The 25,939-nt window shown below is 64.8% G+C and carries 25 protein-coding genes; 19 read left to right on the top strand and 6 right to left on the bottom strand.

Going from position 1 to position 25,939, the window contains the following annotated elements; all coding sequences use genetic code 11:
* Positions 1-90: 90 nt before the first annotated feature.
* The 6 genes from K0P03_RS16935 (at position 91) to K0P03_RS16910 (ending at position 4,599) form a co-directional block, all read left to right on the top strand.
* Entirely contained in the window at positions 91-504 is a 414-nt protein-coding gene (locus tag K0P03_RS16935; protein ID WP_023513143.1) for an MAPEG family protein, read from the top strand.
* A gap of 198 nt (positions 505-702) precedes the next feature.
* Positions 703-1,347, top strand: a complete 645-nt coding sequence (locus tag K0P03_RS16930; protein WP_272790167.1) for a LysE family translocator — start codon at positions 703-705, stop codon at positions 1,345-1,347.
* 3 nt (positions 1,348-1,350) lie between these two features.
* Positions 1,351-1,839, top strand: coding sequence for a hypothetical protein (locus K0P03_RS16925; RefSeq protein ID WP_272790166.1), 489 nt, complete (start codon positions 1,351-1,353; stop codon positions 1,837-1,839).
* Entirely contained in the window at positions 1,836-2,588 is a 753-nt protein-coding gene (locus tag K0P03_RS16920) for an SDR family oxidoreductase (protein ID WP_272790165.1), read from the top strand. Before K0P03_RS16925 ends, K0P03_RS16920 begins: the two co-directional genes overlap by 4 nt.
* Before the next feature lie 24 nt (positions 2,589-2,612).
* Positions 2,613-4,019 carry a dihydrolipoyl dehydrogenase gene (lpdA, locus tag K0P03_RS16915; protein ID WP_272790164.1) on the top strand — a complete coding sequence of 469 codons (1,407 nt, stop codon included), beginning with the start codon at positions 2,613-2,615 and terminating at the stop codon, positions 4,017-4,019.
* An 82-nt stretch (positions 4,020-4,101) separates the two neighbouring features.
* On the top strand, positions 4,102-4,599 hold the full coding sequence (locus tag K0P03_RS16910) for a DUF2867 domain-containing protein (RefSeq protein WP_023513148.1): 498 nt from the start codon (positions 4,102-4,104) through the stop codon (positions 4,597-4,599).
* Between the two features lie 3 nt (positions 4,600-4,602).
* On the opposite strand, the gene K0P03_RS16905 is transcribed toward K0P03_RS16910, so the two are convergent.
* Both K0P03_RS16905 and K0P03_RS16900 read right to left on the bottom strand, forming a co-directional pair.
* Positions 4,603-5,685 carry a TraB/GumN family protein gene (locus K0P03_RS16905; protein WP_272790163.1) on the bottom strand — a complete coding sequence of 361 codons (1,083 nt, stop codon included), beginning with the start codon at positions 5,683-5,685 and terminating at the stop codon, positions 4,603-4,605.
* A 141-nt stretch (positions 5,686-5,826) separates the two neighbouring features.
* On the bottom strand, positions 5,827-6,762 hold the full coding sequence (locus K0P03_RS16900) for a tyrosine recombinase XerC (RefSeq protein ID WP_272790162.1): 936 nt from the start codon (positions 6,760-6,762) through the stop codon (positions 5,827-5,829).
* A 146-nt stretch (positions 6,763-6,908) separates the two neighbouring features.
* Here K0P03_RS16900 and K0P03_RS16895 point away from each other — a divergent pair, with 146 nt between their 5' ends.
* From K0P03_RS16895 to K0P03_RS16855, 9 genes are all read left to right on the top strand, one after another.
* Positions 6,909-8,045, top strand: a complete 1,137-nt coding sequence (locus K0P03_RS16895) for an AAA family ATPase (protein ID WP_272790161.1) — start codon at positions 6,909-6,911, stop codon at positions 8,043-8,045.
* A 58-nt stretch (positions 8,046-8,103) separates the two neighbouring features.
* Positions 8,104-10,308 (top strand): primosomal protein N', encoded by a 2,205-nt coding sequence (locus tag K0P03_RS16890; protein ID WP_272790160.1) that lies wholly within the window; start codon positions 8,104-8,106, stop codon positions 10,306-10,308.
* A gap of 104 nt (positions 10,309-10,412) precedes the next feature.
* On the top strand, positions 10,413-10,796 hold the full coding sequence (locus tag K0P03_RS16885; RefSeq protein ID WP_023513904.1) for an AGROH133_08824 family phage infection protein: 384 nt from the start codon (positions 10,413-10,415) through the stop codon (positions 10,794-10,796).
* A gap of 262 nt (positions 10,797-11,058) precedes the next feature.
* A complete protein-coding gene (locus K0P03_RS16880; RefSeq protein WP_272790159.1) occupies positions 11,059-11,625 on the top strand; it encodes a F0F1 ATP synthase subunit delta in 567 nt (188 codons plus the stop codon).
* The gene (gene atpA, locus K0P03_RS16875) at positions 11,625-13,154 is read left to right on the top strand and encodes a F0F1 ATP synthase subunit alpha (RefSeq protein WP_050745531.1); all 1,530 of its coding nucleotides are present in this window, start codon (positions 11,625-11,627) and stop codon (positions 13,152-13,154) included. Before K0P03_RS16880 ends, atpA begins: the two co-directional genes overlap by 1 nt.
* Before the next feature lie 116 nt (positions 13,155-13,270).
* Positions 13,271-14,152, top strand: a complete 882-nt coding sequence (locus K0P03_RS16870) for a F0F1 ATP synthase subunit gamma (protein WP_272790157.1) — start codon at positions 13,271-13,273, stop codon at positions 14,150-14,152.
* 26 nt (positions 14,153-14,178) lie between these two features.
* Positions 14,179-15,708 (top strand): F0F1 ATP synthase subunit beta, encoded by a 1,530-nt coding sequence (gene atpD, locus K0P03_RS16865; RefSeq protein WP_023516621.1) that lies wholly within the window; start codon positions 14,179-14,181, stop codon positions 15,706-15,708.
* Between the two features lie 122 nt (positions 15,709-15,830).
* Positions 15,831-16,238 carry a F0F1 ATP synthase subunit epsilon gene (locus K0P03_RS16860; protein ID WP_050745594.1) on the top strand — a complete coding sequence of 136 codons (408 nt, stop codon included), beginning with the start codon at positions 15,831-15,833 and terminating at the stop codon, positions 16,236-16,238.
* A 222-nt stretch (positions 16,239-16,460) separates the two neighbouring features.
* Positions 16,461-17,888 carry a mannose-1-phosphate guanylyltransferase/mannose-6-phosphate isomerase gene (locus K0P03_RS16855; RefSeq protein WP_272790156.1) on the top strand — a complete coding sequence of 476 codons (1,428 nt, stop codon included), beginning with the start codon at positions 16,461-16,463 and terminating at the stop codon, positions 17,886-17,888.
* A gap of 6 nt (positions 17,889-17,894) precedes the next feature.
* Here the strand turns inward: K0P03_RS16855 and K0P03_RS16850 are convergent, their stop codons facing one another.
* The 4 genes from K0P03_RS16850 to K0P03_RS16835 all read right to left on the bottom strand — a co-directional run bounded on the left by K0P03_RS16850 (position 17,895) and on the right by K0P03_RS16835 (position 21,156).
* Positions 17,895-18,644 carry a metallophosphoesterase gene (locus K0P03_RS16850; protein ID WP_272790155.1) on the bottom strand — a complete coding sequence of 250 codons (750 nt, stop codon included), beginning with the start codon at positions 18,642-18,644 and terminating at the stop codon, positions 17,895-17,897.
* A gap of 57 nt (positions 18,645-18,701) precedes the next feature.
* Positions 18,702-19,325, bottom strand: coding sequence for a thermonuclease family protein (locus K0P03_RS16845; protein WP_272790154.1), 624 nt, complete (start codon positions 19,323-19,325; stop codon positions 18,702-18,704).
* The gene (locus tag K0P03_RS16840) at positions 19,322-20,083 is read right to left on the bottom strand and encodes a DUF6030 family protein (RefSeq protein WP_272790153.1); all 762 of its coding nucleotides are present in this window, start codon (positions 20,081-20,083) and stop codon (positions 19,322-19,324) included. The genes K0P03_RS16845 and K0P03_RS16840 overlap by 4 nt, the downstream gene beginning before the upstream one ends.
* A gap of 149 nt (positions 20,084-20,232) precedes the next feature.
* A complete protein-coding gene (locus tag K0P03_RS16835) occupies positions 20,233-21,156 on the bottom strand; it encodes a LysR substrate-binding domain-containing protein (RefSeq protein WP_272790152.1) in 924 nt (307 codons plus the stop codon).
* Positions 21,157-21,247: 91 nt separating this feature from the next.
* On the opposite strand from K0P03_RS16835, the gene K0P03_RS16830 reads away from it, so the two are divergent.
* The 4 genes from K0P03_RS16830 to ubiG all read left to right on the top strand — a co-directional run bounded on the left by K0P03_RS16830 (position 21,248) and on the right by ubiG (position 25,939).
* Positions 21,248-22,390, top strand: a complete 1,143-nt coding sequence (locus K0P03_RS16830) for an iron-containing alcohol dehydrogenase (RefSeq protein WP_272790151.1) — start codon at positions 21,248-21,250, stop codon at positions 22,388-22,390.
* Between the two features lie 8 nt (positions 22,391-22,398).
* Entirely contained in the window at positions 22,399-23,898 is a 1,500-nt protein-coding gene (locus tag K0P03_RS16825) for an aldehyde dehydrogenase family protein (RefSeq protein WP_272790150.1), read from the top strand.
* A 72-nt stretch (positions 23,899-23,970) separates the two neighbouring features.
* On the top strand, positions 23,971-25,095 hold the full coding sequence (locus K0P03_RS16820; protein ID WP_272790149.1) for a mandelate racemase/muconate lactonizing enzyme family protein: 1,125 nt from the start codon (positions 23,971-23,973) through the stop codon (positions 25,093-25,095).
* A 94-nt stretch (positions 25,096-25,189) separates the two neighbouring features.
* Complete coding sequence (ubiG, locus tag K0P03_RS16815; protein ID WP_050745524.1) at positions 25,190-25,939, top strand: bifunctional 2-polyprenyl-6-hydroxyphenol methylase/3-demethylubiquinol 3-O-methyltransferase UbiG; 750 nt, start codon at positions 25,190-25,192, stop codon at positions 25,937-25,939.

Below are 25,939 nucleotides of genomic sequence, written 5' to 3'. Positions count from 1 at the left end.
GGTGCTCTCTTCGGGCACCCGCTCCGTGCTCGTCGCCGACCGGCGGCGGGCTTCCCGTGATCGAGCCTGCGCCGGGATGTGCGAGGGGTGATGGAAGCAGCAGCAGCGTCGACGGAAATCTGGGTGCTCGGCTGGAGTGTCGTGCTTCTTATCGTGCACATCCTTGTTCAGGCATTGTCGCTCGATCTCGCCGGTGATCTCAGCGTCAAGTACCTGCTCGGCCCGCGCGACGAACAGCGCACGACGAAGAGCATCATGGCAGGGCGCCTGCTGCGCTCGCTGAACAACATGCTGGAGACCTATCCGGCCTTCATAGCACTGGCGCTTGCGCTGGCCGTGACGGGCAAGACCGGAGGGCTCGGTGCGGCGGGGGCCGTGACCTGGATCCTGGCGCGCCTGGTCTTCACCTTCTTCTATGTTGCGGGCATTCCGATCCTGCGCACGGCTGCCTGGTTCGTCTCGATCATCGGGCTCGTCCTGATGGTCCTGCGCCTGATGCTGTGACAAGCGCGGCCCGATGGCTTTCTCTCCTTCCACTATTCGGATGTCCGGCCGCACGCGTGACGGCGTGCCTGGTTCCTTGCCGCAGTGTGGAAGATCGACAGCGGCCGAACCGCAGGATACCCTCCGGCCAGCGCCCCTGATGCGCATGCAGCAACCCGCGGGTACCGATAGGGCCCTCAACGCACCGGTGACGATCGTATGAGCCAATATCTCCTGGAACTTGCCTCGCTGATGGCGATCTTCGCCTTCGCCATCGTCTCGCCGGGTGCGGATCTCGCCATGGTCATGCGCCAGTCGATCGTGCATGGCCGGCGTGCGGCTGTCGTCACGTCCTTCGGCATCGGCACGTCGCTGATGTTCCACGTCACCTATACGATCCTCGGCCTCGGCCTTATCATTTCCCAGTCGATCTACCTCTTCAACATCGTGAAGTGGTGCGGCGTCGCTTACCTTGTCTATATCGGCATCAAGGCGTTGAGGGCCGGCAAGGCCGACCTTTCCGTGGAAGCGGTGAAGGGTCACGAAGAGGGCAGGGGCGGGCAATCGGCCTTCCGCGCCTTCGGCCTCGGTTTCCTTGCCAATGCGCTGAACCCCAAGCCGGTCTTCTTCTTCCTGTCGATCTTCTCGACGGTCGTCAGCGCCCATACGCCGATCGCGGTAAAATTCGGCTATGGCGTCGTCATGGCCGCCTGCCTCATTGCCTGGTTCGTCGGCGTCTCGCTGTTCATGACGACGCCAAGGATGCGCGCCGCCTTCGCGCGCATGAGCCAATGGATCGACCGGGCGAGCGGCCTCGTCTTCATCGTGCTCGGCATCAAGCTCGCCACGGAAAAGGCTCACTGAGCCATGCGCGCCGCCCTCGTTGTTGCCGGATTGTTTGCCGCGACCGCCGCTTCTGCGGCGGAGTGCCGGCAGGACCGCGCGCTCTATGCGGATCGCGACGGGGGCTATGAGCTGGCATTCGAACCTGTCGGCTCGAATGCGGCGGCGACGAGCCATCATTTCAAGCTGAAGGTTCTGGCAAGCGGCGTGGTGCTTGACGGCGTCGTCATGCCGGGCGAACCCGCCCGCTCGAACGGCATGGCCATGTACAACTGCCCGGAAGGGGACGTCACCGGCGAGGAGATCGCCGCCTGCACGGTGTGGGAAGGCGTGATCTACGCGTTTGACGGCGCGGGTGATGCCGGCCTCCTGCCGGAGGAGGGGGCTGTGGCAGCCGAAAGCCTGCTTCTTTCCGGCTTCGGGCCGTCGGTCCGCTATTCGAAGCTGTGGGATGACGGCAAGGCGAGCGTTGCGCCCTGGGACGTCTTCATACGGAAGGGGTGTGCGGCATGACGGAGGCCCCCGTTCTTCTCGTTACCGGCGGCAGCCGCGGCATCGGTGCCAGTGTCTGCCGCATGGCGGGCGCCGCGGGCTGGCAAGTGGCGGTGAACTATGCCGCCAATCTCGAGGCAGCCGAGGCCGTGGTCGCCGATATCCGGGCGCTTGGCGGCTCGGCGATCCCGGTACAGGGGGATGTCGGCACGGAACTTGGCCTTGCCTCCATCTTCTCCACGATCGACGGCACCTTCGGTCGGCTCGATGGGCTGGTCAACAATGCGGGTATCGTTGCGCTGCCGCAGCGCGTCGACGAGATGTCCGCCGAGCGGCTGGAGCGTATGTTCGCCGTCAATGTGATGGGCTCGATCCGTTGCGCCCAGGAGGCTGTGCGCCGCATGTCGACCCGTCACGGCGGCAAGGGCGGATCGATCGTCAACATCTCCTCCGTCGCTGCGCTGCTCGGTGCGGCCGGGCAATATGTCGATTATGCCGCCAGCAAGGGCGCCATCGAGAGTTTCACCGTCGGCCTCGCGCGCGAGGTCGCGGCGGAGGGCGTACGCGTCAATCTCGTGCGACCCGGCATCATCGACACCGACATCCACGCCTCCGGCGGCCTGCCGGACCGGGCGCGTGACATGGCATCGCTGATCCCGATGCAGCGGCCGGGCACGGCCGATGAAGTCGCTCATTCCATTCTCTATCTTCTCTCCGATGCGGCATCCTATGTGACGGGTGCCGCCCTCAACGTCAGCGGCGGGCGCTAGGCCCCCGCGCAGGAAGGACTTGTCATGGCATATGATCTCATCGTTATCGGTTCCGGCCCCGGCGGCTACGTGTGCGCCATCAAGGCGGCCCAGCTCGGCCTTAAGGTCGCCGTCGTCGAAAAGCGCGCCACCTATGGCGGCACCTGCCTCAATGTCGGCTGCATCCCCTCCAAGGCGCTGCTGCATGCGTCCGAAACCTACAGCCATGCCGCCCACGGCATGGACGCGCTCGGTATCGAGGGCGTCACGCCCACGCTGAACCTCGGCAAGATGATGGCGCACAAGGATGCGACGGTGAAGTCGAATGTCGACGGCGTCGCCTTCCTGTTCAAGAAGAACAAGATCGACGGCATCCAGGGCATCGGCAAGGTGCTCGCCGCGGGCAAGGTTTCCGTCACCAGCGACAAGGGTGAGGAGCAGGTTCTCGAGACGAAGAACATCGTCATCGCCACGGGCTCCGATGTCGCCGGTATTCCGGGCGTTCCGGTCGAGATCGACGAGAAGGTCATCGTCTCCTCCACCGGCGGTATCGCCCTCGACAAGGTGCCGGGTCACCTGATCGTCGTCGGCGGCGGTGTCATCGGCCTCGAGCTCGGCTCCGTCTGGGCTCGCCTCGGCGCCAAGGTCACCGTGGTCGAGTATCTCGACACCATCCTCGGTGGCATGGACGGCGACGTCTCCAAGCAGTTTCAGCGCATGCTGGTCAAGCAGGGCATGGAGTTCAAGCTGGGCGCCAAGGTGACGGGTGTCGAGAAGGCGGTTTCCGGTGCCAAGGTAACCTTCGAACCCGTCAAGGGCGGCGACGCGACCACGATCGAAGCCGATGTCGTGCTGATCGCTACCGGCCGCAAGCCCTATACCGAGGGCCTCGGCCTCAAGGAAGCCGGCGTCGTGCTGGACAACCGCGGCCGTGTCGAGATCGACAACCACTTCCAGACCAATGTTGCCGGCATCTATGCCATCGGTGATGTGGTGCGTGGCCCCATGCTTGCTCACAAGGCGGAAGACGAGGGTGTCGCCGTTGCCGAAATCCTTGCGGGCCAGGCCGGCCATGTGAACTATGACGTCATCCCGGGCGTCGTCTATACCCAGCCGGAAGTCGCCTCCGTCGGCAAGACGGAAGAGGAGCTGAAGGCCGCGGGCATCGCCTACAAGGCCGGCAAGTTCCCCTTCACCGCGAATGGTCGCGCCCGCGCCATGCTGGCGACGGACGGTTTCGTCAAGGTGCTGGCGGACAAGGAGACGGACCGTGTGCTCGGCGTGCACATCGTCGGCTTCGGCGCTGGCGAGATGATCCACGAGGCAGCCGTGCTGATGGAATTCGGCGGCTCCTCGGAAGACCTCGGCCGCACCTGCCACGCGCACCCGACCATGTCGGAAGCCGTCAAGGAAGCAGCGCTCGCAACCTTCTTCAAGCCGATCCACATGTGATCCGGTCAGGCGGCTGCGACAACCGGCCGCCTGTCTTCATCCGGGGAAGCGGGGCACCATGGAAGCCTTAAGGATGGCCTTCATGTCGCCCGTTTCGAGACCCGTCTCGCTTCCACATCCGCTTCTGCCTGCCGCCGACTGGGCGGATCGCTTTACGTTGGGCCTGCCGGTCGAGCACCTCACGGCGCGGGAGGCGGCGCGGCTGGCGCTCGAACATCCTCCCGGCTGGGTGCGCCGCCTCATGGTGCTGCGCAATGCGCTCGTCCGGCCTTTCGGTCTGAAAGGGGCGGCGGAGAGGGTCGCGACGTCGGAGACGGAGATCGGCGGCTTTCCCGTGGTCAGCGCAAGCGACGACCGGGTGGTGCTCGGCTTCGACGACCGGCACCTCGACTTTCGCATCGTCATCGATGTCCGGCAGGATCGGCCGAGCGGCCAGACGCTCAGCGTCATGACGCTCGTCCATCGCAACAATCTCCTCGGCCGGCTCTATCTTGCGGCCGTGATGCCCTTTCACAAACTGATCGTGCGCACGATGCTGGCAGGCATCGGCCGAAGGGTCTCGACCGTCCGGAAGCCCTGAGGCTCAGGGCACCGCCGTGACGGTGAAGCCTTGCTGGCGCAGCAGTTCGACGACCCCTTCCGGGCCGGCGAGGTGCAGCGCACCGACGGCGATGAAGACATTGCCGCCGGCCAGGATCGGCGCGGCGCGCTCTGCCATCGTGCGGTTGCGGTCGATGATGATGCGCTGTTCGAAATCGGCATAGGCCTTGGCGTCCGTATCCGTCTCGGGCGCGGCGGCGCGCATCATCGGCATGATCATGCCGGTATCACCGGAAAGGTAGAGCTGGCTCATCGTCTCGATGACGTCCGTCAGCGTATCGCCGAGTTCCAGCGTCTGGACGAGGCCCTGGACCTGCGGCTCGAGCGGCAGGGAATCGAGGGCGGAAATCTGCTCGACGAGCGTTTCGAGCCCCTTCAGCGTCTTGCCTTCGGTGAGCGCATCCTTGGCGAGGCGCTGGTCGAGGAAGGCCGCGCCTGCTGTCTTGCGGGCGATCTCGCAAGCGGGCAGCGCCACGAAGCTTGCGATCATCCACGGTTTCATGCGGCCAACGGCAGCGAGCGAAAGCCCACGGTTCTTCAGGCCCTCGGCCAGTTTCTCGGCGCCCTCCTTGTCGAGGAAATCGGTGATGGACTTGCCGTCGGTGAACATGGTGAGGTCGGGGCGCGTGAGTATCGCCGCGCCGGCCTTCTTCTCGTCGGCGATCTCGTCCGACTCGACCACGACAGTGGTCGCTGCAGCAAAGGCGGCGCGCGCGGCCTCCGGCATGGCCAGCACGCGCGGATCCGTCACATGCATGGTGCCGAGCAGCCAGGAGCTGGGCTGGCCGTCCTTCTCGATCTTCCAGAAGATGCCCTTGCCGTTTTGCACACCATCGGCTTCGGCGCGCAGTTTGGCGTAGCCTGCCGGATCGTCCTTCTCGAACTTCTCGAGCAGGTTGATGCCGCCGCAGGCCGGCGGTTCTTCCGCACGAGCCGGTGACAGGGCGGCGAGCACGAAGAGAAAGGAGAGCGCGACCAGCACATGGACGACCGCCACGCCCCAGAGGCCGGCTTCGGCCAGCCGGTCGGCAAGCGCCGCGCGCTGTTTGCGAAGAAGGACTGTCATGGTCGAACTCCCTGTCTTTTCGGTGACCCTGAAGCGCGTTGCGATCCTTGAGAATCGCCCCTCGTGCTTTCGACATTGGTTTTACGCATGTCGTTCTCACAATCCCTTAACAGGCCAGCGCCCTTCGACATCGAAGGGGTCTTATGCCCGCGGGTGGGCGCGGTCGTAGATTTCGAGCAGCCGGGCGGAATCGACGCCGGTATAGACCTGCGTGGTGGAAAGGCTGGCATGGCCAAGCAATTCCTGGATGGTGCGCAGATCGCCGCCGCCGGCAAGCAGATGCGTGGCGAAGGAATGGCGCAGCGCGTGCGGCGTCGCGCTGTCCGGCAGGCCGAGCGCGCCGCGCAGCTTCTGCATCTCGCGCTGGAGGATCGCCGGCTGCAGGGGGCCGCCGCGGGCACCGCGGAAGAGCGGACTGCCCTCCGCCAACGAGAAGGGGCAGAGTTTTACATAATCCCTCACGCCGGCAAGGGCCGGTGCGATCAGCGGCACGATGCGGGTCTTGTCGCCCTTGCCGGTGATGCGCAGCGATGTCGGCGTGCCGGCAAAGTCGGCCGGCGTCAGCGACAGCGCCTCGGAGATACGCACGCCGCAGCCGTAGAGGAGCGTCAGCACGGCGGCGTTGCGCAGGCGGATCCATGGTTCCTCCGCCAGCTGCTCGCCAGCATCGACGACGGCGATCGCCTGCCGGTCGGAGAGCGGTTTCGGCAGGGATTTCGGTTGTTTCGGCGAGCGCACGGCCGCGGCGCCGGCGGCGTTGGCAAGCCCCTTGCGCTCCAGATGGCGCAGGAACGAGCGTAGCCCTGCAAGGCCACGGCCGAGCGTGCGGGCGCCTGCGCCGTCGCGGCGGCGGGCGGCGAGAAAACCGCGCAGGTCCGCCGGCCGCAGTTCGCCGATGTCCTTCAGTCGCGCGGGGGCGGCAAGGTGCTGTGTCAGGAAGGCGAGGAATTGCCGGGTGTCACGTTCATAGGCATCCAGCGTGTTGCCGGAAAGCCGCCGCTCCTCCGCGAGCGTGGCAAGCCAGCCCTGGCGCTCGGCCATCAATGTCGGGTCGGCGATGATGAGAAGATCGGTCATGGGCGGCCCCTTGGCGTTTGTCGGAGCATCGGCGATTTCCGCTTAAGGTTTTGCTAACGTTCGCGTCGGGGCTGGGCAAAGCGGTCTGCCTTCCTCTAGACACGGTGGCTGGTATAGAGAGGGTCTTCCTTCATTCCGGGGCCATCATGCTTTTGCGTTCCATGTCCGCCGAAAACTATCGTTCGCTGCGCTCGATCCGCATGGATCTCGGCCGCGTGAACCTGTTCGTCGGTGAAAACGGAGCGGGCAAATCGAATCTCTATCGATCGCTCCAGCTGGTGCAGGCCGCGGTGCGCGGAAACTTCGCCCATGAGATCGCCGCGGAAGGCGGCATGGCCTCGGCGCTCTGGACGGGCCGGCGGCGGGCGAACGAGCCGGTGCGTATCCGCCTCGAAACCGAGCTCCTCGACGAAGAACGGGCGATCACCTTCCGCTACCGTGTCGAGGCCGGTTTGCGCCCGCCGAAAGCCGCGGCGGGTTTCGCCTTCGAGCCGCAGGTGAAGGCGGAGGAGCTGACCATCGAGACCGGCCGTCGGCCGGTGACGGTGATGAAGCGCACCGGGCCGGGCATACTGGTGCGCGACGAGACCGGCCGCATGGTCGAGCATCCCGAGCAGGCACTGACTTCGGAAACGGCCATCGCGCTGCTGGGTGATGCCGGCCATTATCCTGAGATCGGCACCTTCCGCCGTGCCGTCTCGCAATGGCGCTTCTTCCACGGCTTCCGCTCCGATCGGGATTCGGCGCTGCGCCAGCCGTGCCTTGCCGTTACCGCGCCATTGCTCGACCAGGACGGAGCGAACATGGCGGCGGTCTTCGCGACGCTCACCTGGACGCGGGAGGATACGCTCGATCTCGACCGAGCGGTGTCGGACGCCTTCGGCGGGGCGCGGCTTTCCGTACCGGAGCCGGAGGAGTTCGCGTCCTACGGTCTGGTGTTCCCGCAGTTTCCGCAGCGTGTCTTCCAGCCACGCGAGCTTTCCGACGGGCAGATCCGTTTCCTGGCGCTCGCCGCTGCCCTTCTTTCCTATCGTACGCCGCCCTTGATCGCGCTCAACGAGCCGGAGGCAAGTCTCCATCCGGACATGCTGCCGCCGCTGGCCGAAATGATCGCCCGGGCGGCGCAATCGAGCCAAATCTGGATCGTCACCCATTCCGAACGATTGGCGCTGGAGGTGGAGACGCGCTGCGGCGTCCGGGCGAAGCGTGTCATCCGCAATGACGGGGCGACCTGGATCGACGGCATGCGGTTGACCGGCGAAATGGCCGAGGACGACGAATGAGCGGGACGGCGATCTTTGCGGTTTTCTTCGCGCGGCGGTGGGGGCATCTTCGCGAGCGATGAGCAGCGATTCGATCGACCTTTTCGGGGAGAAACTCTTTCCGCGCACGGTGCCCGTGATGGTGCCGGTGCCGACGCCCGCGCCCTATTCCTATTCCGTGCCCGAGGGTATGGCGGTGGAACCGGGTTCTATCGTGCAGGTGCCGCTCGGGCCCCGGCTGGTGCCCGGTGTCGTCTGGGACGGTAGCGATGATGGAAGGGTCGATCCGAAGAAACTGCGGCCGATCGAAAAGGTGTTCGATTGCCCGCCGCTTTCGAAGGAGATGCGCGATTTCCTCGATTGGGTTTCCGCCTATACGGTGACGCCGCCCGGCCTCGTCGCCCGCATGGCGCTGCGCGCGCCGACCGCCTTCGATCCCGAACCCATGATCGAGGGGCTGCGTTTCACGGGCCATCGGCCGGAGCGGCTGACGAGTGCACGCGAGCGCGTGCTCGAGTTGATCGAGGACGGCATACCCTGGACGCGCTCCGGCCTTGCGCATGCCTCCGGCACGTCGACGAGCGTCATCGACGGACTGGTGAAGCAGGGCACCTTCGAGACGGTCTTCCTGCCGCCGCCGCCGGTGGTGGCTCTGCCGGACCCGGACTACGTCGCACCGCGGCTGGAAGGGCCGCAGACGGAGAGCGCTGCGGAACTGGTCGAGAGCGTGCAAAAGGGGGAATTCTCCGTCTCGCTGATCGACGGCATCACCGGCTCGGGCAAGACCGAGGTCTATTTCGAGGCGATCGCCGAGACGCTGCGACGGGGCAAGCAGGTGCTTATCCTGCTGCCGGAAATCGCGTTGACGGCAAGTTTTCTCGAGCGGTTTCATGATCGTTTCGGGGCAAAGCCCGCGGAGTGGCATTCCGATCTCGCCCCGCGCACCCGCGAACGCGTCTGGCGGCAGGTGACGACGGGCGATGTGCGGGTGGTGGCCGGTGCGCGGTCGGCACTGTTCCTGCCCTTTGAAAATCTCGGCCTCATCATCGTCGACGAGGAGCATGACCCGGCCTACAAGCAGGAGGACCGCGTCTTCTATAATGCCCGCGATATGGCGGTGGTCAGGGCGCGCATCGGTGATTTTCCGGTCGTGCTCGTCTCGGCGACGCCTTCGGTCGAAAGTCGCGTCAACAGCGATGTCGGGCGCTACCGCAAACTACATCTGCCGACGCGCTACGGCGATGCGGCGCTGCCGGATCTGCATCTCGTCGACATGCGGCGCCATCCACCGGCACGCGGCGGCTTTCTCTCGCCGGTCATGCTGCGCGGCATCCAGCGCACCATCGAGAAGGAACAGCAGGCGCTGCTCTTTCTCAATCGCCGGGGCTATGCGCCGCTGACGCTTTGCCGGGTCTGCGGTCATCGGTTCCAGTGCCCGCAATGTTCGAGCTGGCTGGTCGAGCACCGGTTCCGCGGGCAGATCCAGTGCCACCATTGCGGCCATGCCGAGCGCACGCCCGAGGCCTGCCCGGAATGCGGCACCTTCGACCACCTTGCCGCCTGCGGGCCGGGAGTGGAGCGTATCGCCGAGGAGGTGGAGCGGCACTTTCCGGAGGCGCGCACCATCGTGCTTTCTTCCGATCTGATGGGTGTAAAGCGGCTCAGGCTGGAGCTGGAGGCGATCGCGCGCGGTGAGGCGGACATCGTCATCGGCACGCAGCTTGTCGCCAAGGGGCACAATTTCCCGCTGATGTCGCTGGTCGGTGTGGTGGATGCGGATCTGGGACTCTCGAACGGCGATCCACGCGCGGCGGAGCGGACCTTCCAGCTCCTCTCGCAGGTGACGGGGCGTGCGGGCCGCTCGGGCCTCAAGAGCCATGGTCTTATCCAGACCTACCAGCCGGCGCATCCCGTCATGCAGGCCATCGTCTCGGGCGACGCGCAGGCCTTTTACGATCGCGAGATCGGCGAACGGGAAAAGGCGCTGTTGCCGCCGTTTGGCCGGCTCGCCTCGGTCATCGTCTCCGCTGACACGCGCGGCGAGGCGGAGGCCCATGCTCGCGGGCTGCGGCAGGCGGCACCGCAGGTCACCGGCATCTCGATCCTCGGCCCTGCGGAGGCGCCGCTGGCGTTGATCCGTGGCCGCCATCGTTTCCGTCTGCTGGTGCATGGGCGGCGCAACAGCGACATGCAGACTTTCCTGCGGACCATGCTCGCCAACGGGCCGAAGGAGCGGGCCTCGCTTCAGGTGCAGCTTGATATCGATCCGCAGAGTTTCCTCTAAGGCCGAGGGTTAACAAAGAGTTGTGCGAATGTTTCCGACACGCTTCTGCCTGTCGGTTGCCTGTGCGATAGAGGGCGACGGGCACTGACGGGAGAAACGCTGCGATGGAATTCTATATCCCCACCGAGACGGGCGAGTTCCTGGCCTTCTGTGCAGCCGCTGTGACCGTGCTCTTCGGCCTTTTCGCTCTGTTCGCGCCGGGTACTGCGTTGAAGCTTGCAGGGCTCCAGATGCGGGATGGAAGCCGCGAGGGATATGCCTTCGCCCGCTCGGCCGGCGGCTTCTACGCGGGGATCGCCATCGTCGCGCTGTTGATGGCGCAGAGCTGGATCTACATGGCGATCGGCGGTGGGTTCGCACTGGCCGCTTTCGGCCGGATTCTCTCGTTGATGTCGGACGGTTCCTTCACAGCCAAGAACCTCCTCGTTCTCGCGGTGCAGGCGGTACTCGCCGCGCTGCCGCTCGGATATGCCTTCGGCTTCCTCTGAGCGCAAAAAGCGGCTTCTTACGCTCAAAGGTGAGAGAACATAGTCCGCGCAGTCAACTTTTGCCCCGACTGTGGCCGACTTATGGCGCATTCCTGCGCCCGGCGTGTTGCGAGTCCCGGTTTCCTATGCTAGACGAACCGCGAAATTCAGAAAAAGCGGGCGCCAAAGCCTGTAGGAACTGAAGATTACCGCAACGATTTCAGGTGGTTAGGACCGTAGCTCAGCTACTGCCCTGCCTCTTGAATGAAAAGAAGAGAAGCTTGTGCCCGTGGCAGACACATCCCAGCTTGTTTCCGGTGTTGCAGAAAGATACGCGTCTTCGCTTTTCGACCTCGCTCAGGAAGCCGGTTCGGCTGACAGTGTCGGTGCCGATCTTGCCCGTTTCCAGGCGATGATCGACGAAAGCGACGACCTGAAGCGGCTGATCGCCAGCCCCGTCTTCTCCGCCGAAGATCAGACCAAGGCCATTGCTGCCGTTGCCGCCAAGGCCGGCATTACGGGCCTCGTGGCAAACTTCCTCAAGGTGGTTGCGTCAAATCGCCGCCTCTTCGCCGTTCCGGGCATGATCAAGGCATACCGCGTCATCGCGGCCCGCGCCCGCGGTGAAATCACGGCCGAGGTCACCTCGGCCCATGCGCTGACCGCAGCGCAGGAAGCAGAATTGAAGGCGGCGCTGAAAGGCGTCACCGGCAAAGACGTGGCGATTGCCGTCACCGTCGATCCGTCCATTCTCGGTGGTCTGGTCGTCAAGGTGGGATCCCGCCAGATCGACACGTCCCTTCGCACCAAACTCTCTACTCTTAAGCTTGCACTGAAAGAGGTCGGCTGATGGATATCCGCGCCGCGGAAATTTCCGCAATTCTCAAAGATCAGATCAAAAACTTCGGCAAAGAGGCGGAAGTCTCGGAAGTCGGCCAGGTGCTCTCCGTCGGTGACGGTATCGCCCGCGTTTACGGCCTCGACAATGTCCAGGCCGGCGAAATGGTCGAGTTTCCCGGCGGCATCCGCGGCATGGCGCTGAACCTGGAAAGCGACAACGTCGGTGTCGTTATCTTCGGTTCCGACCGTGACATCAAGGAAGGCGACACCGTCAAGCGGACCGGCGCCATCGTGGACGTGCCGGTTGGTCCGGAGCTGCTCGGCCGCGTCGTTGACGCGCTTGGCAATCCGATCGACGGCAAGGGCCCGATCAATGCCAAGCAGCGCGCCCGCGTTGACGTCAAGGCTCCGGGCATCATTCCGCGCAAGTCGGTGCATGAGCCGATGTCGACCGGCCTCAAGGCCATCGACGCCCTCATCCCGGTCGGCCGCGGCCAGCGCGAGCTGGTCATCGGCGACCGCCAGACCGGCAAGACCGCCATCATTCTGGACACGATCCTGAACCAGAAGGCGATCCACGACAACGGCCCGGACGGCGACAAGCTGTACTGCGTCTACGTCGCTATCGGCCAGAAGCGCTCGACCGTCGCCCAGTTCGTGAAGGTTCTCGAAGAGCGCGGCGCTCTCCAGTACTCGATCATCGTTGCTGCTACCGCCTCCGACCCGGCGCCGATGCAGTACCTCGCACCGTTCGCCGGCTGCGCGATGGGCGAATACTTCCGCGACAACGGCAAGCACGCCCTCATCGGTTACGACGACCTGTCCAAGCAGGCTGTATCCTATCGCCAGATGTCGCTCCTGCTGCGCCGCCCGCCGGGCCGCGAAGCCTATCCGGGCGACGTCTTCTATCTGCACTCGCGTCTCCTCGAGCGCGCTGCAAAGCTCAACGACGAGATGGGCGCCGGCTCGCTGACGGCTCTGCCGGTCATCGAAACCCAGGGCAACGACGTTTCGGCGTTCATCCCGACCAACGTGATCTCGATCACCGACGGCCAGATCTTCCTTGAAACGGACCTGTTCTACCAGGGTATCCGCCCGGCCGTGAACGTCGGCCTGTCGGTTTCCCGCGTCGGCTCGTCCGCTCAGATCAAGGCGATGAAGCAGGTCGCCGGCTCGATCAAGGGTGAGCTCGCCCAGTACCGCGAAATGGCAGCCTTCGCCCAGTTCGGCTCGGACCTCGACGCCGCAACGCAGCGCCTGCTCAACCGCGGTGCCCGCCTGACCGAACTCCTGAAGCAGCCGCAGTTTTCGCCGCTGAAGACGGAAGAGCAGGTCGTCGTGATCTTCGCAGGCGTCAACGGCTACCTCGACAAGCTGCCGGTCGCCCAGGTCGGCAAGTTCGAGCAGGGCCTGCTCGGCTACATGCGTTCCGAGGGCAAGGCGATCCTCGACACGATCCGCACCGACAAGGCGATCAGCGACGACACCAAGGGCAAGCTCAAGGCTGCTCTCGATGCCTTCGCCAAGAGCTTCGGCTGAGACCTAACGGTTCGAGCCCTGCGCGCCTCCGGCGCGCAGGCAGCCCGGGAACTTTGATTGACGCATGATCCGCTGAGGGAACCTTCTCCCGGATCGTGTTACAGGACGGAAAACGGATGCCTTCACTTAAGGATCTGAAAAACCGGATCGCCTCCGTCAAGGCGACGCAGAAGATCACCAAGGCGATGAAGATGGTCGCCGCGGCAAAGCTTCGGCGTGCCCAGGAAGCGGCCGAGGCCGCCCGGCCCTATTCGCGGCGCATGAGCGCCGTTCTCGCCAACATCGCCCAGGCTGTCGGCCAGGACGATTCGGCGCCGCGCTTGATGACCGGTACGGGCAAGGACCAGGTTCATCTCCTCGTCGTCTGCACGGCCGAACGTGGCCTTTGCGGCGGCTTCAACTCGCAGATCGCGCGTCTGGCGCGTGACCATACCCGCAAGCTTCTGGCGAGCGGCAAGACGGTCAAGATCATCTGCGTCGGCAAGAAGGGTTTCGATATCCTGCGGCGCGAATTCGCCTCGCTGATCATCGACCGTGTGGACTTGCGTGAAGTCAAGAAGATCGGCTTCGCCAATGCAGACCAGATCGGCCACAAGGTCATCGGTCTGTTCGAGCAGGGCGAATTCGACGTCTGCACGCTCTTCTATTCCGAGTTCAAGTCGGTCATCGCGCAGATCCCGACAGCGCTCCAGCTCGTTCCGGCGTCCGCTCCTGCAGTTGCTGCCGAGACGACGGGCGCGACGGCGATCTACGACTACGAGCCGGATGCTGGCGCGATCCTCGGGGATCTCATCCCGCGCAACATTTCCGTCCAGATCTTCCGGGCCCTGCTCGAGAACGTCGCCGGCGAAATGGGTGCCAAGATGAGCGCCATGGACAACGCGACCCGCAATGCTGGTGAGATGATCAACAAGCTGACGCTCAACTACAACCGTCAGCGTCAGGCTCAGATCACCAAGGAACTCATCGAAATCATCTCGGGCGCTGAAGCGCTCTAAGGACCAGGACAAAGAGGGTAAGATACATGGCTAAGGCAGCTACCCCGAAGGAAACCGCCGCAGTAGAAAAGAAGCCGGCAGCTCGCAAGCCGGCAGCAAAGACGGCTGCTGCAACCAAGGCGGCGGCTCCGGTCGCAGCCGGTGCAACCGGTCGCGTTACCCAGGTTATCGGCGCCGTTGTCGACGTCGCCTTCGACGGCGACCTGCCGCTCATCCTGAACGCGCTGGAAACCGACAACAACGGCAACCGCCTCGTTCTCGAAGTCGCCCAGCACCTCGGCGAGAACACGGTTCGCACGATCGCCATGGACTCGACCGAAGGTCTCGTTCGCGGCCAGCCGGTCACCGATACCGGCGCTCCGATCACAGTTCCGGTCGGCGACGAGACGCTCGGCCGCATCATGAACGTCATCGGCGAGCCCGTCGACGAAGCCGGCCCGCTGGTCACCTCCGGCCGCCGCGCCATCCACCAGGACGCACCGGCCTATGTCGAGCAGTCCACGGAAGCGCAGATCCTCGTCACCGGCATCAAGGTCGTCGACCTGCTCGCGCCTTACGCAAAGGGCGGCAAGATCGGCCTCTTCGGCGGCGCAGGCGTCGGCAAGACCGTTCTCATCATGGAACTGATCAACAACGTCGCCAAGGCGCACGGTGGTTATTCGGTGTTCGCAGGCGTGGGTGAACGCACCCGCGAAGGCAACGACCTCTACCACGAAATGATCGAATCCGGCGTGAACAAGCACGGCGGCGGCGAAGGCTCCAAGGCTGCCCTCGTTTACGGCCAGATGAACGAACCGCCGGGCGCCCGCGCTCGCGTCGCCCTGACGGGCCTGACGATCGCCGAAGACTTCCGCGACAAGGGCCAGGACGTTCTGTTCTTCGTCGACAACATCTTCCGCTTCACCCAGGCAGGCTCCGAAGTGTCGGCTCTGCTCGGCCGTATCCCGTCGGCCGTGGGCTACCAGCCGACGCTCGCCACGGACATGGGCCAGATGCAGGAACGCATCACCACCACGACCAAGGGCTCGATCACCTCGGTTCAGGCCATCTACGTTCCCGCCGACGACTTGACCGACCCGGCGCCGGCAACCTCGTTCGCCCACCTGGACGCCACGACGGTTCTGTCCCGTTCGATCGCCGAAAAGGGCATCTACCCGGCCGTCGACCCGCTCGACTCGACCTCGCGCATGCTTGACCCGATCGTTGTCGGCGAAGAGCACTACGAAGTCGCCCGTAAGGTCCAGACGACCCTGCAGCGCTACAAGGCCCTCCAGGACATCATCGCCATCCTCGGCATGGACGAACTGTCGGAAGACGACAAGCTGGCCGTTGCCCGCGCCCGCAAGATCGAGCGCTTCCTGTCCCAGCCGTTCTTCGTCGCCGAAGTCTTCACCGGTTCGCCGGGCAAGCTCGTCGCTCTCGAAGACACGATCAAGGGTTTCAAGGGCCTCGTTAACGGCGAGTACGATCACCTGCCGGAAGCCGCCTTCTACATGGTCGGTTCCATGGAAGAAGCGATCGAGAAGGCCAAGAAGCTGGCTGCTGAAGCCGCTTGATGAACTTAGGGCGCCCGTCAAGGGCGCCCTCTCATATTCCCGCAATTCCGGATGGAAAGCCGTCTCGCGCTTTTCCTGGAATTGCTCTGCTGACCGGATTAGTCAAAAAGAAGTGAATGGTCATGGCCGACAGTTTCAACTTTGAACTCGTTTCTCCCGAGCGCCTGCTGGTTTCCGGCAGTGTGAGCGAAGTCGTCATCCCGGCGACCGAGGGCGAGATGACAGTCATGGCCAACCACGCGCCGACCATGACGACGATCAAGCCGGGTATCGTCACCGTGAAGTTCGCGGACGGCAAGAAGGACCGCTACGTGGTCTTCGGCGGTTTCGCCGACATCATCCCGACCGGGTGCACGCTGCTGGCCGAATCGGCCGTGCATGTCGACGACTTCAAGAGCGACGACATCGTTCGCCGCATCGAAGCTGCGCGTGCCGAGCTTGATCACGCCAAGTCCGACGACCAGAAGTTCGGTATCGAGACCTATCTCGCCGAACTCACCACCCTGCAGGGCATCGTCGTACCGGTCTGATTGCTGTTAGCAGTCCGGCCTACCAAACCCGCCGTTTTGGCGGGTTTTTTGTTGCTCGCGATTTACTGCTTCCGGAGAAGGTCCTCTTTACCTTATCCGCAACATTGCGTACCCGACCGGAACGTCAGGTTGTGGTAGTTTGCTGTTTCTTTACGACGCCGGGCGAGAGTGGCGCGCAAAGCGTGCGCCATGACGGCGGACCAACGCATCAGGACGAGCAGGATGAGCAGCAAGATCGTACCCGTCATCATGGCCGGCGGTAAGGGCACCCGCCTCTGGCCTCTGTCGCGCGCTTCCGCGCCGAAACAGTTCCTCGAATTCCTGGGGGAAACCACGCTCTTCCAGAAGACGCTGGCGCGTGTCGCCGATGCAGGGCTCTATGCGGCGCCGATCGTCGTCACCAACAGCGATTTCCGCTTTCTCGTTGCCGAACAGGCCCGGGCCGCCGGTGTCGCGCTGACCTCGATCCTGCTTGAGCCCGTTGCCCGCAACACGGCGCCGGCGCTTGCGGCGGCCGCGACCTTCATCGCGCGCCTCCACGGCGATGACGCGATCATGCAGGTGCTTGCCTCCGACCACGAGATCGATGCCAACACCACCTATTTCGATTGCATCGCCAAGGCGGCCGCGGCCGCCCAGGCTGGTCGTCTCGTGACCTTCGGTATCACGCCAAGCGAGCCGGCAACCGGCTACGGCTATATCGAGATCGGCGAGGACCTTGGCAACGGCGCCAATGCTGTGCGCCGGTTTGTCGAGAAGCCCAATCATGAGAAGGCGACAGCCATGCTGGCCGCCGGCGGCTATCTCTGGAATTCAGGCATGTTCATGCTGCCGGTCGGGCTTTTCCTGCGCGAGCTTCGTCAATATGCGCCCGAAGTGCTGGACGCTGCGGGTGAGGCCGTCGCCAGGGCACAGCACGACCTCGATTTTGAACGGCTCGACGAGGCAGCGTTTTCGCGGGCCCCCGATATTTCCGTCGATTATGCGATCTTCGAGAAAACGCCGATCGCCGCGGTCGTGCCTTCGCCGATCACCTGGTCCGACCTCGGCAGTTGGGATTCGGTGTGGAAGACCGGCCGACAGGACGAGGCCGGCAACGTTGCCGATGGCAGCACGACGGTGCTCGATACCCGGAATTCGCTGGTCATCTCGCGGGATATCCATGTTGCCGTGCAGGGCCTCGACAATGTCGCGGTCATTGCCAGCGAGGACGCCGTCTATGTCGGCCGCATGGAGGACAGCCAGAATGTCGGCAAGCTGGTGAAGCATCTGGCCAGTCTGCCGAAGACGGCCAAGCTGACCGAGACACACCCGACATCCTACCGGCCCTGGGGCGGCTACACGTCGGTGCTGAACGGCGAGCGTTTCCAGGTCAAGCGCCTGTTCGTGACGCCGGGCAAGCGGCTGTCGCTGCAAAAGCACCATCATCGCTCCGAACACTGGATCGTGGTGCGGGGCACGGCCGAGGTGACGATCGGCGACAGGACGATCCCTTTGCGCGAGAACGAGTCCGTCTACATTCCGCAGGGCGAAGTGCACCGTCTCGCCAATCCGGGAAAAATCCTGCTCGAACTGATCGAAGTGCAGACCGGTTCCTATCTCGGCGAGGATGATATCATCCGCATCGAGGACGAATTCGGGCGGGGGTGACGATCCCTAAACCAGGTCCGCGCCCGCAAGGGTCACCCTGAGGGCGGTCAAGCGGCCGGTGGCGTAGCAGGTCGTATCGATGCAGATGCGGCCCTTGCCGAAGACCGGCTCGCGCCCCGCGGTATGGCCATGGATGACCGTCAGCGGCAGGCCGGGACCTTCGCTGAGGAAGGGTTCGCGGATCCAGATCAGATCGTGGTCTTCCTGGTGGGCGAGTGGGATGCCCGGCATGATCCCCGCATGCACGAAGAGCCGGTCGCCGCTGGCCAATGCGATCGGCAGGTTCTGCAGGAAATCGACATGGTGCTGCGGAACCGCCCGGCGCAGATCTTCGCCGAGTGTGTACATCGCCGCGTCGCGGTCCGGATAATCCGCAAGATCCAGCCCGTAGGAGCGCAGTGTGGCGTCGCCGCCGTAGTCCAGCCAGCGCAGGTGCTGGTGCGGATTGAAGATGAACTTCAGGAATGTGTCGTCATGGTTGCCGCACAGCGCGATGCGCGCGATGCCGTCGCCATGATCGGGCGTTGCCAGATGCTCGACCACCGCCGCGGAAGCCGGGCCGCGGTCGACATAGTCGCCGAGATAGAGGATGAGCGGCTGCTCGGACATCCGGCCCGCGGCGTCGCGGCGAATCCGCTCTTCCAGCGCCAGCAGGGCGTCGAGGGAGCCATGCACGTCACCGATGGCGTAGATCAGCGGCCGTTCGGCGGAAAGGGTGAGGCGCTGACGAAGGATGGGCTGGGCAGGAAGGGTCATAGGCCCGTCATAGCGGGGATGGGTCGGGGAGGGAACCGACAAAGTGGCGCATCAACGTCAGCGCCGCCCGGCCGATGGGCATCGTCCGCGCGCGCGGCATTCCGCGTCCATCCAGATGCCGGCCTTCCGCTGCATGGCGTCTTCCTGGACGCGAACAAGCCGCGGCGTGGCGGCCGAAGCCGCACCGCTCGCGACAAGCGTTTCGGCGAGATCCCTGCCGCCGGCCGAGCAGGTGACGAACGATACGCCGGCAAACCGGATATCTTCCTTGCAGGTCAGGCCCTTGCCGGCAACCAGCCGCTTGAGGGCGATGCGCGCCTTCTGGCCGCAGACGGCGACCGAGCCGTCTGTGTCGCGGCAGAAGCGTTTCGGATCGACGGGCACGGCGTCCGTCAGCACATAGAGCCGCCCGCGGTCCGCAAAGGAGGCGCTGTCGAAGGCTGTGGCGCGGGTGGTTGGATGAAGGCGCAGCGGCACCAGGACCGGCTCGACGGCCAGCCGCTCATAGGCCTGTGTCTTCCGGTCGATGCGCACGGGCTTGTCGGTCCAGATCGGGTCGTCCGAAACCGGGCCGGGTTCGAGGCCGGTGGCATGGGCGGCGGCGACTGCAAGGAGGAGTGCAAAGATCGCGGTCCACCGTCCCGTACCCTTTCTGACCTTTATCGACCTCCTGCGCGTCATAATTTGTCGGGCAGCGGCAGCCAGCGGCCGCGGTCGAAATAATCCGGCAGATAGGATCCGCGGTTTCGCGTGCGGTCCGGCGTGATGATGAAATTGTAACGTGGCGTCTCGCTGAATTCCTTCTTGAGCTGGATGCGGTTGCCGAAGCGGATGATGTCGAACTCCTTGAGGGCCCGGATATCGGCGACGATGTCGGGCGCGTCTTCCCAGCGCAGCTCGTCGAGGAAGACTTCGATCGCCGCGATGACGGCGTCGGTCACGCGGTTCTGTGTCGCGGTGTTCTCGATGTTGAGCTTGATGCGGAAGGAGGAGACGCGGGTTTCCGCATTACCCTTGATCGACAGGAAGGCGGAGGAGGACGGATTCGGGCCGTCGTTTGCATCCACAAATTCGCGATAGGACTGGCATTCCCAGCTCTGCTGGTCGAACAGCCCGGCCTTCCAGCCGGCCGTCTCGAAGCCGCTGCGGCGCAATGCCTCGCAAAGCATTTCCGGTGCCTTGCGGATAGAGCGGACAAACTGGGTCTGCATCGGCGTGACGGGCGTCAGGAGTCGTTCGGAAATGAGGCCCTTGGGGCGCGGCACGCGGTTGCCCTTCAGCTCATAGGGGCGCAGCGCGCGTGTCTGCGGCGTTGCCGTGACGGGAGCGTAGCCGAAGCGGTCGAGCAGCCGGTTGAGATTGCGGTAGTTGTTGGCCAGGAGAACGGTCGCGCCGATCGCTCCGAGCAGCACGATGGCCAAAAGCCCGAAGACAACCAAGCCGGATCTGCCTTGCTTCCGCTCCGTCATGCTGAACCGCGCCGTTGCCCGTGTCGATGCGGTGATGCCGGACCCCTTCACACTGGGCCGGATCCATCGATCTCCCGCTCCTGATAGGCTACTCCCCGGATGCCTGCAAGCGCACGGTCCTATGGTGCGGTGCGGCTGGCAAGCAGGCTTTCGTGCAGCCGGACCGCCTCTGGGGGCGAGGTGCGGAATTTCGGCAGGCCGAGATGATAACCGTAGCCTGTGACGAGGCGCGCGTCCCCAAGCTGCACCAGCGTACCCTCGGCAAGCGGGGCGGCGAGGAGGTCGAGGCTGCCGAGCGCCACGCCGTCGCCGCTGAGGGCTGCATCGATGGCGAGCGCATAGGTGGAAAAGGTGAGGTGCGGCCGCGGCGCCGCCTTGCGAAGCGCCTGTGGCGCGACCCGCTCCAGCCAGGGCCGGAAGGAGATCCAGTTGGCGTTGAAGCGCTCGTAGTCGATGAGATCGAGGGCGGCGAGATCGGTTGGCGTGATTGCAGTGGCATCAAGGCCTTTGCGGGCGATGTAGTCTGGCGCGGCGACAGGGGCGAGCGTTTCGGAGAGCAGTGGCGTCAGCGTCCAGCGGGGGTGCTCACCCGCGCTGTAGAGGATAACGAGATCGTTGTTTTCCGAGGCGAGGTCTGCCGGGCTGTCCGAGGTGACGAGGCGGAGCGCGACGTCGGGATTGTCGCGAGCGAAATCGCGCAGACGCCTGCCGAGCCAGAGATGGGAGACAGATCCGCTGGCGGCGAGCGAGATACTCTGTGCCGCGCCGATGCGGAACGGCTCCAGGCTTTCCTCCAGATAGTCGAGCGAAGCGCGCACGCGCTGGAACAGCTTTTCGCCGCGCGGCGTCAGTGCCAGGTTTTTGCCGCTGCGGGTGAAGAGCTGCGTGCCGAGATGATCCTCCAGTCCCTTGATGCGTCGGCTGACGGCTGCCTGGGTGATGTTCAGTTCCCGCCCGGCGCGTGAAAAATTCATGTGCCGGCAGGCGGCATCGAGGACACGGAAGGCCTCAAGGGGAATATGGGCGAGCAGGGCGTCTTTCATGATCTCATGTTATCAAAAAGGCCGAATAATCCCAGTATTTGAAAATCTGAAATTGTGATGCACGGTTCGGCAAATCCATTCGGGAGGTTCCGTGCGGTTCACAACGTCTTTCGTGCCCGAGATCCGTTTCGGCGAAGGGGTTCATGAAACCATCGCCGCATCCGCGCGTGCACTTGGTGCCCGCGCCGTGCTTGTCGTCATGGACGGGTTTCTTGCTGCCGGCGGGCTCGGTGAGCGGTTGGCCGCCCAGTTTAATGCCGAAGAGGTAACGGTGGAGTTCTTCTGCGGATTTTCCGGCGAGCCGAAGCTGGCTGCCGTCGAGGCCGCCACGGCCGCAGCTCGCGGCAAGGACCTTGTCGTCGGTCTCGGCGGCGGCTCGGCGCTGGATATCGCCAAGATTACCGCCTGTGTGGCGGCGGATGCGCATGGCCCGATGCACTATGCGCTTGCCGCCCATCCGCTGCCTTGCCGGCCGCTGCGCAAGATCCTGGTGCCGACGACGGCGGGCACCGGCTCTGAAACCTCTGCGACGACCATCTTCACCGGGCCGGAAGGCAAGAAACTGTGGATCTGGGGGCCGGAAACCAAGGCGGACCTCGTGCTTCTCGATCCGGCGTTGACCGTAACGCTTCCGCCAAACCTTACCGCCTGGTGCGGTCTCGATGCCTTCGTGCACGCCTTCGAGGCAACGACCAACCGCAACGCCCATGCCGGCGCCGCGCTCTATGCCCACGCCGCTCTCGGTCTCCTCGTGGAGGCGCTGGAAACGGCGGTGAAGAACCCGGCGGACAGGGAGGCACGGGGCAAGGTGCTGCTCGGTGCCTGTTATGCCGGTATCGCGATCGACAATTGCGGTACGGCGATCGCCCATACAATCAGTCACGCGCTTGCGGGGCTTGCGCCGGTGCATCATGGGCTCGCCACGGCGCTCGGCTTCGAGGCGACGCTCGCCTGGCTCGTCGAGGCCGACACGACCGATCTCGCCGCGGCGGCACGGGCTTGTGGCTTGCAGGACGCGGCGATGCTGCCCGGGTTCGTTGCCGACCTGATGGATCGCTGCGGCATCGTCCGCGCCTTGCCGGCCGCCTTTGCGGCCTTCACCGCCGACGACCTTGCCCGTGAAATGCGCGCGCCGGAGAACCAGCCGATGCGTCGCGCGACGATCCGGCCGGTTTCCGATGCCGATATCGATGCCTTCGCCACCATCATGATGGCCCTGCCCCGGGCGCTCTGAGGACGACCATGACCAATCAGCACAGCCGCGCCTATTGGGAAGAACGCCTTGCCGGCCTCTTGCTTGCCCGTGGGCATTTCATCGATGGCAGGGGGCAGCCTGCTGTTTCCGGCCGGACCTTTACCCGAACGCGGCCCATGGACGGTCAGTCCGGCGCTGTGCTGGCGCGCGGCGACGCGGCCGATGTCGACCGTGCTGTTGCCGCTGCCCGCACGGCCTTTGCCAGCGGCGTATGGCGTGGCAAGGAGCCGCTCGAGAAGAAGCGGATCATGCTGCGCTGGGCGGAGCTGATCCGGGTCCACGGCGAAGAGCTGGCGCTTCTCGAAACGCTCGATGTCGGAAAGCCGGTGCAGGCCTCGCTCGGCGTCGACGTGCGCCTCTGCGCCGAGGGCATCCAGTACTACGGCGAGATGATCGACAAGATGTATGATGAGATCGCGCCGACCGGGCCGAAGGCGCGCGCTCTCGTCCGCAAGGTGCCGCTCGGTGTCGTCGCGGCGATCACGCCATGGAACTATCCGATGATCATCGACGCGTGGAAGCTGGGGCCGGCGATCGCCGCCGGCAACTCCGTGGTGCTGAAGCCGGCGGAGCAATCCTCGCTCTCGGCGCTGCGGCTCGCCGAGCTTGCCATCGAGGCGGGCTTGCCTGGGGGCGTCTTCAACGTCGTCACGGGCTTCGGCGAGGAGGTCGGCAAGCCGCTTGCGCTGCACATGGACGTGGACATGGTCGCCTTCACCGGCTCGGCCGAGGTGGGCAAGCTGATCATGGGCTATGCCGCCCAGTCGAACCTCAAGCGCGTGGCGCTGGAGCTCGGCGGCAAGTCGCCGCTCGTCGTCTTCGCCGATGCGGACCTCGACGCGGCGGCGAGTGCGGCCGCCTGGGGGTGCTTCTACAATTCCGGCGAAACCTGTCATGCCGCGACGCGCCTTCTCGTGCAGCGCCCGGTGCAGGACGCACTGATCGAAAAGATCGAGGCCGTGGTGAGGCGCGAGATCGTGCTGGCGCATCCCTTCGAGCCGTCTGCGCAGATCGGAGCCTTGATCGAGGCGGAGCACATGGACAAGGTCCTCGGCCTCGTCGCGGCGGGCGAGAAGGACGGTGGACGCCGCGTCTTCGGTGCGGAGCGGGTGCTGTCCGAGACGGGTGGATACTATGTCTCGCCCGGTGTCATCACGGATGTGACGAACGACATGCGTATCGCCCGGCAGGAGATTTTCGGGCCTGTGCTTGCGGCCATCGCCTTCGACACGGAGGAGGAAGCGCTCGCCATCGCCAATGACACGATCTACGGGCTTGCCGGCGCCGTCTTCACACGCGACATGGACCTGGCGCACCGTTTTTCCGAGGGCATCCATGCCGGAACGGTCTGGATCAACACCTATGACATGTCGAATTTCGCGACGCCCTTCGGCGGCTTCAAGCAGTCGGGCTTCGGCCGGGACCGCTCGGTGCATGCGATCGACAAATATTGTGACTACAAGACGATCTGGCAGCAGTTCGGCTGAGGCTCTTGGTTTGGCAAACGCTCTGGAAGAAGGCTGTGCGCCGTTCCAGGAATTGCTCTCGGGGAGGGGCACATGAGCAAGATCGTTTCCATTGGCATCAGCCATCACCGGCTGCCGCTCGATCCGCCGTTCAAGGCAAGCTGGGACGGGCGCCCGCGCCGGTATTTCGATGTGACGATCGTGCGTGTGCGCGATGAAGACGGCCGCGAAGGGGTCGGCTCGGGTGATCTGATGAAGGGGTTCGAGGGGCATGAGGACCTGTTCATCGGCGAGGATCCGCGCCATCTCGAACGGCACTATGAAGTGCTCTCGCACATCAATTTCCACTATGGCCGCTGCTGGCCGCTCGATCTGGCGCTCTGGGACCTTGCGGGCAAGGTGACGGGCGAGCCGGTCTGGCGCATGCTGGGCGGCCGCGCCGACCGGGTACGGCTCTATGCCTCTTCCGGCGTGCTGCGTGCGCCTTCCGCCATGGCCGACCAGGCCGAGCGCTACCTCGCGGAGGGCTTTCCGGCGATGAAGGTGCGCTTCTCTTCCTCCGCCGGTGGTCGCGATGGCTGGCGGGCGGACGTGAAGGCACTGGAGGCGATCCGTACGCGGGTCGGCGACCGGCTGGAGCTGATGGTCGACTGCAACCAGGGTTGGCGCATGCCCTGGGACACGACGCTCCCCTGGAGCTTCAAGGATGCGCTCGTTGTTGCGCGGGAGCTGGAACGGCTCGGTGTCTACTGGATGGAGGAGCCGCTGCACCGCTCCGACCGCAAGGGCATGAAGGCCTTGAAGGAGGCGACGAGCGTGCGCATCGCGGGCGGGGAAATGACGCGTGAGCTCTATGAGTTCCGCGACATTATCGAGGAGCGGGCCTTTGATGTGATCCAGCCGGACGTGGCGCTGGTCGGCGGCATCACGGGATGCAGGCGGCTTGCCTTCCAGGCGCGCGAGGCGGGTGTCGCCTTTACCCCGCATTCCTGGACGAACGGCATCGGCGTGCTTGCCAATGCGCATCTGACGGCGGGCGCAGGCGATGCTCCCTTTCTCGAATATCCCTATGACGGGCCGGAATGGAGCGAGGCACGCCGCGATTATCCGCTGCGGGCGCCGCTGCAGCACGAGGGGGGATGGCTGGTGCTTGGCGATGCGCCCGGCCTCGGTGTCATCCTCGACGAGGATAGGCTCCGCGCGACGCGGCTCGGCTGAACCGCTTCACTTCGTCTCCCTCGGCATTCAACCCTTGACATCTGTGCCGGGGAGGCCGACTTCACGGGGGACACGGACGCGAAGGAGACGAGCCATGAGCGAGGCAGCCCGCACGACGATCGACCAGGCGGAAGTCGACCGCTTTTCGGCGATGGCGGCTGAATGGTGGGATCCGGCCGGGAAGTTCCGGCCCCTGCACAAGTTCAATCCGGTCCGCCTCACCTATGTCCGCGATCTCGTTTCCGCACAGTTCGGCCGCGACCCCACGGCGCATCGCCCGCTCGAGGGCCTGCGTATACTCGATATCGGCTGCGGCGGCGGCCTGCTCTCCGAGCCGATGGCGCGCATGGGAGCGGATGTGCTCGGTGCGGATGCCTCGGAAAAGAACATCGGCATCGCCAGGGCCCATGCGGCTGGCAGTGGCGTTCCGGTCGACTACCGCGCCGTGACCGCCGAGGCGCTGGCGGAAGCCGGCGAGACCTTCGATGTCGTGCTCAACATGGAAGTGGTGGAACACGTTTCCGACGTCGATTTCTTCCTTACCACCTGCGCCTCCATGGTGCGCCCCGGGGGCATGATGTTCGTCGCCACGATCAACCGCACGCTGAAAGCGGCGGCGCTGGCGATCTTCGCCGCGGAGAACGTGCTACGCTGGCTGCCGCGCGGCACCCATCAATACGAAAAGCTGGTGCGTCCGGAGGAAATCGAAAAGCCGCTGACGGCCTCGGGGCTGACGGTGACGGATCGCACCGGCGTGTTCTTCAATCCACTGTCCAACCAGTGGAACCTGTCGAAGGACATGGATGTGAACTACATGCTGGTGGCACGCCGCGCCTCTGCCTGA

It is taken from the genome of Shinella sp. HY16, assembly GCF_028534175.1.
Lineage (GTDB): Bacteria > Pseudomonadota > Alphaproteobacteria > Rhizobiales > Rhizobiaceae > Shinella.
The sequence above is the reverse complement of the archived record's forward strand: the minus strand, read 5'-3'. Positions and strand labels throughout refer to the sequence as shown.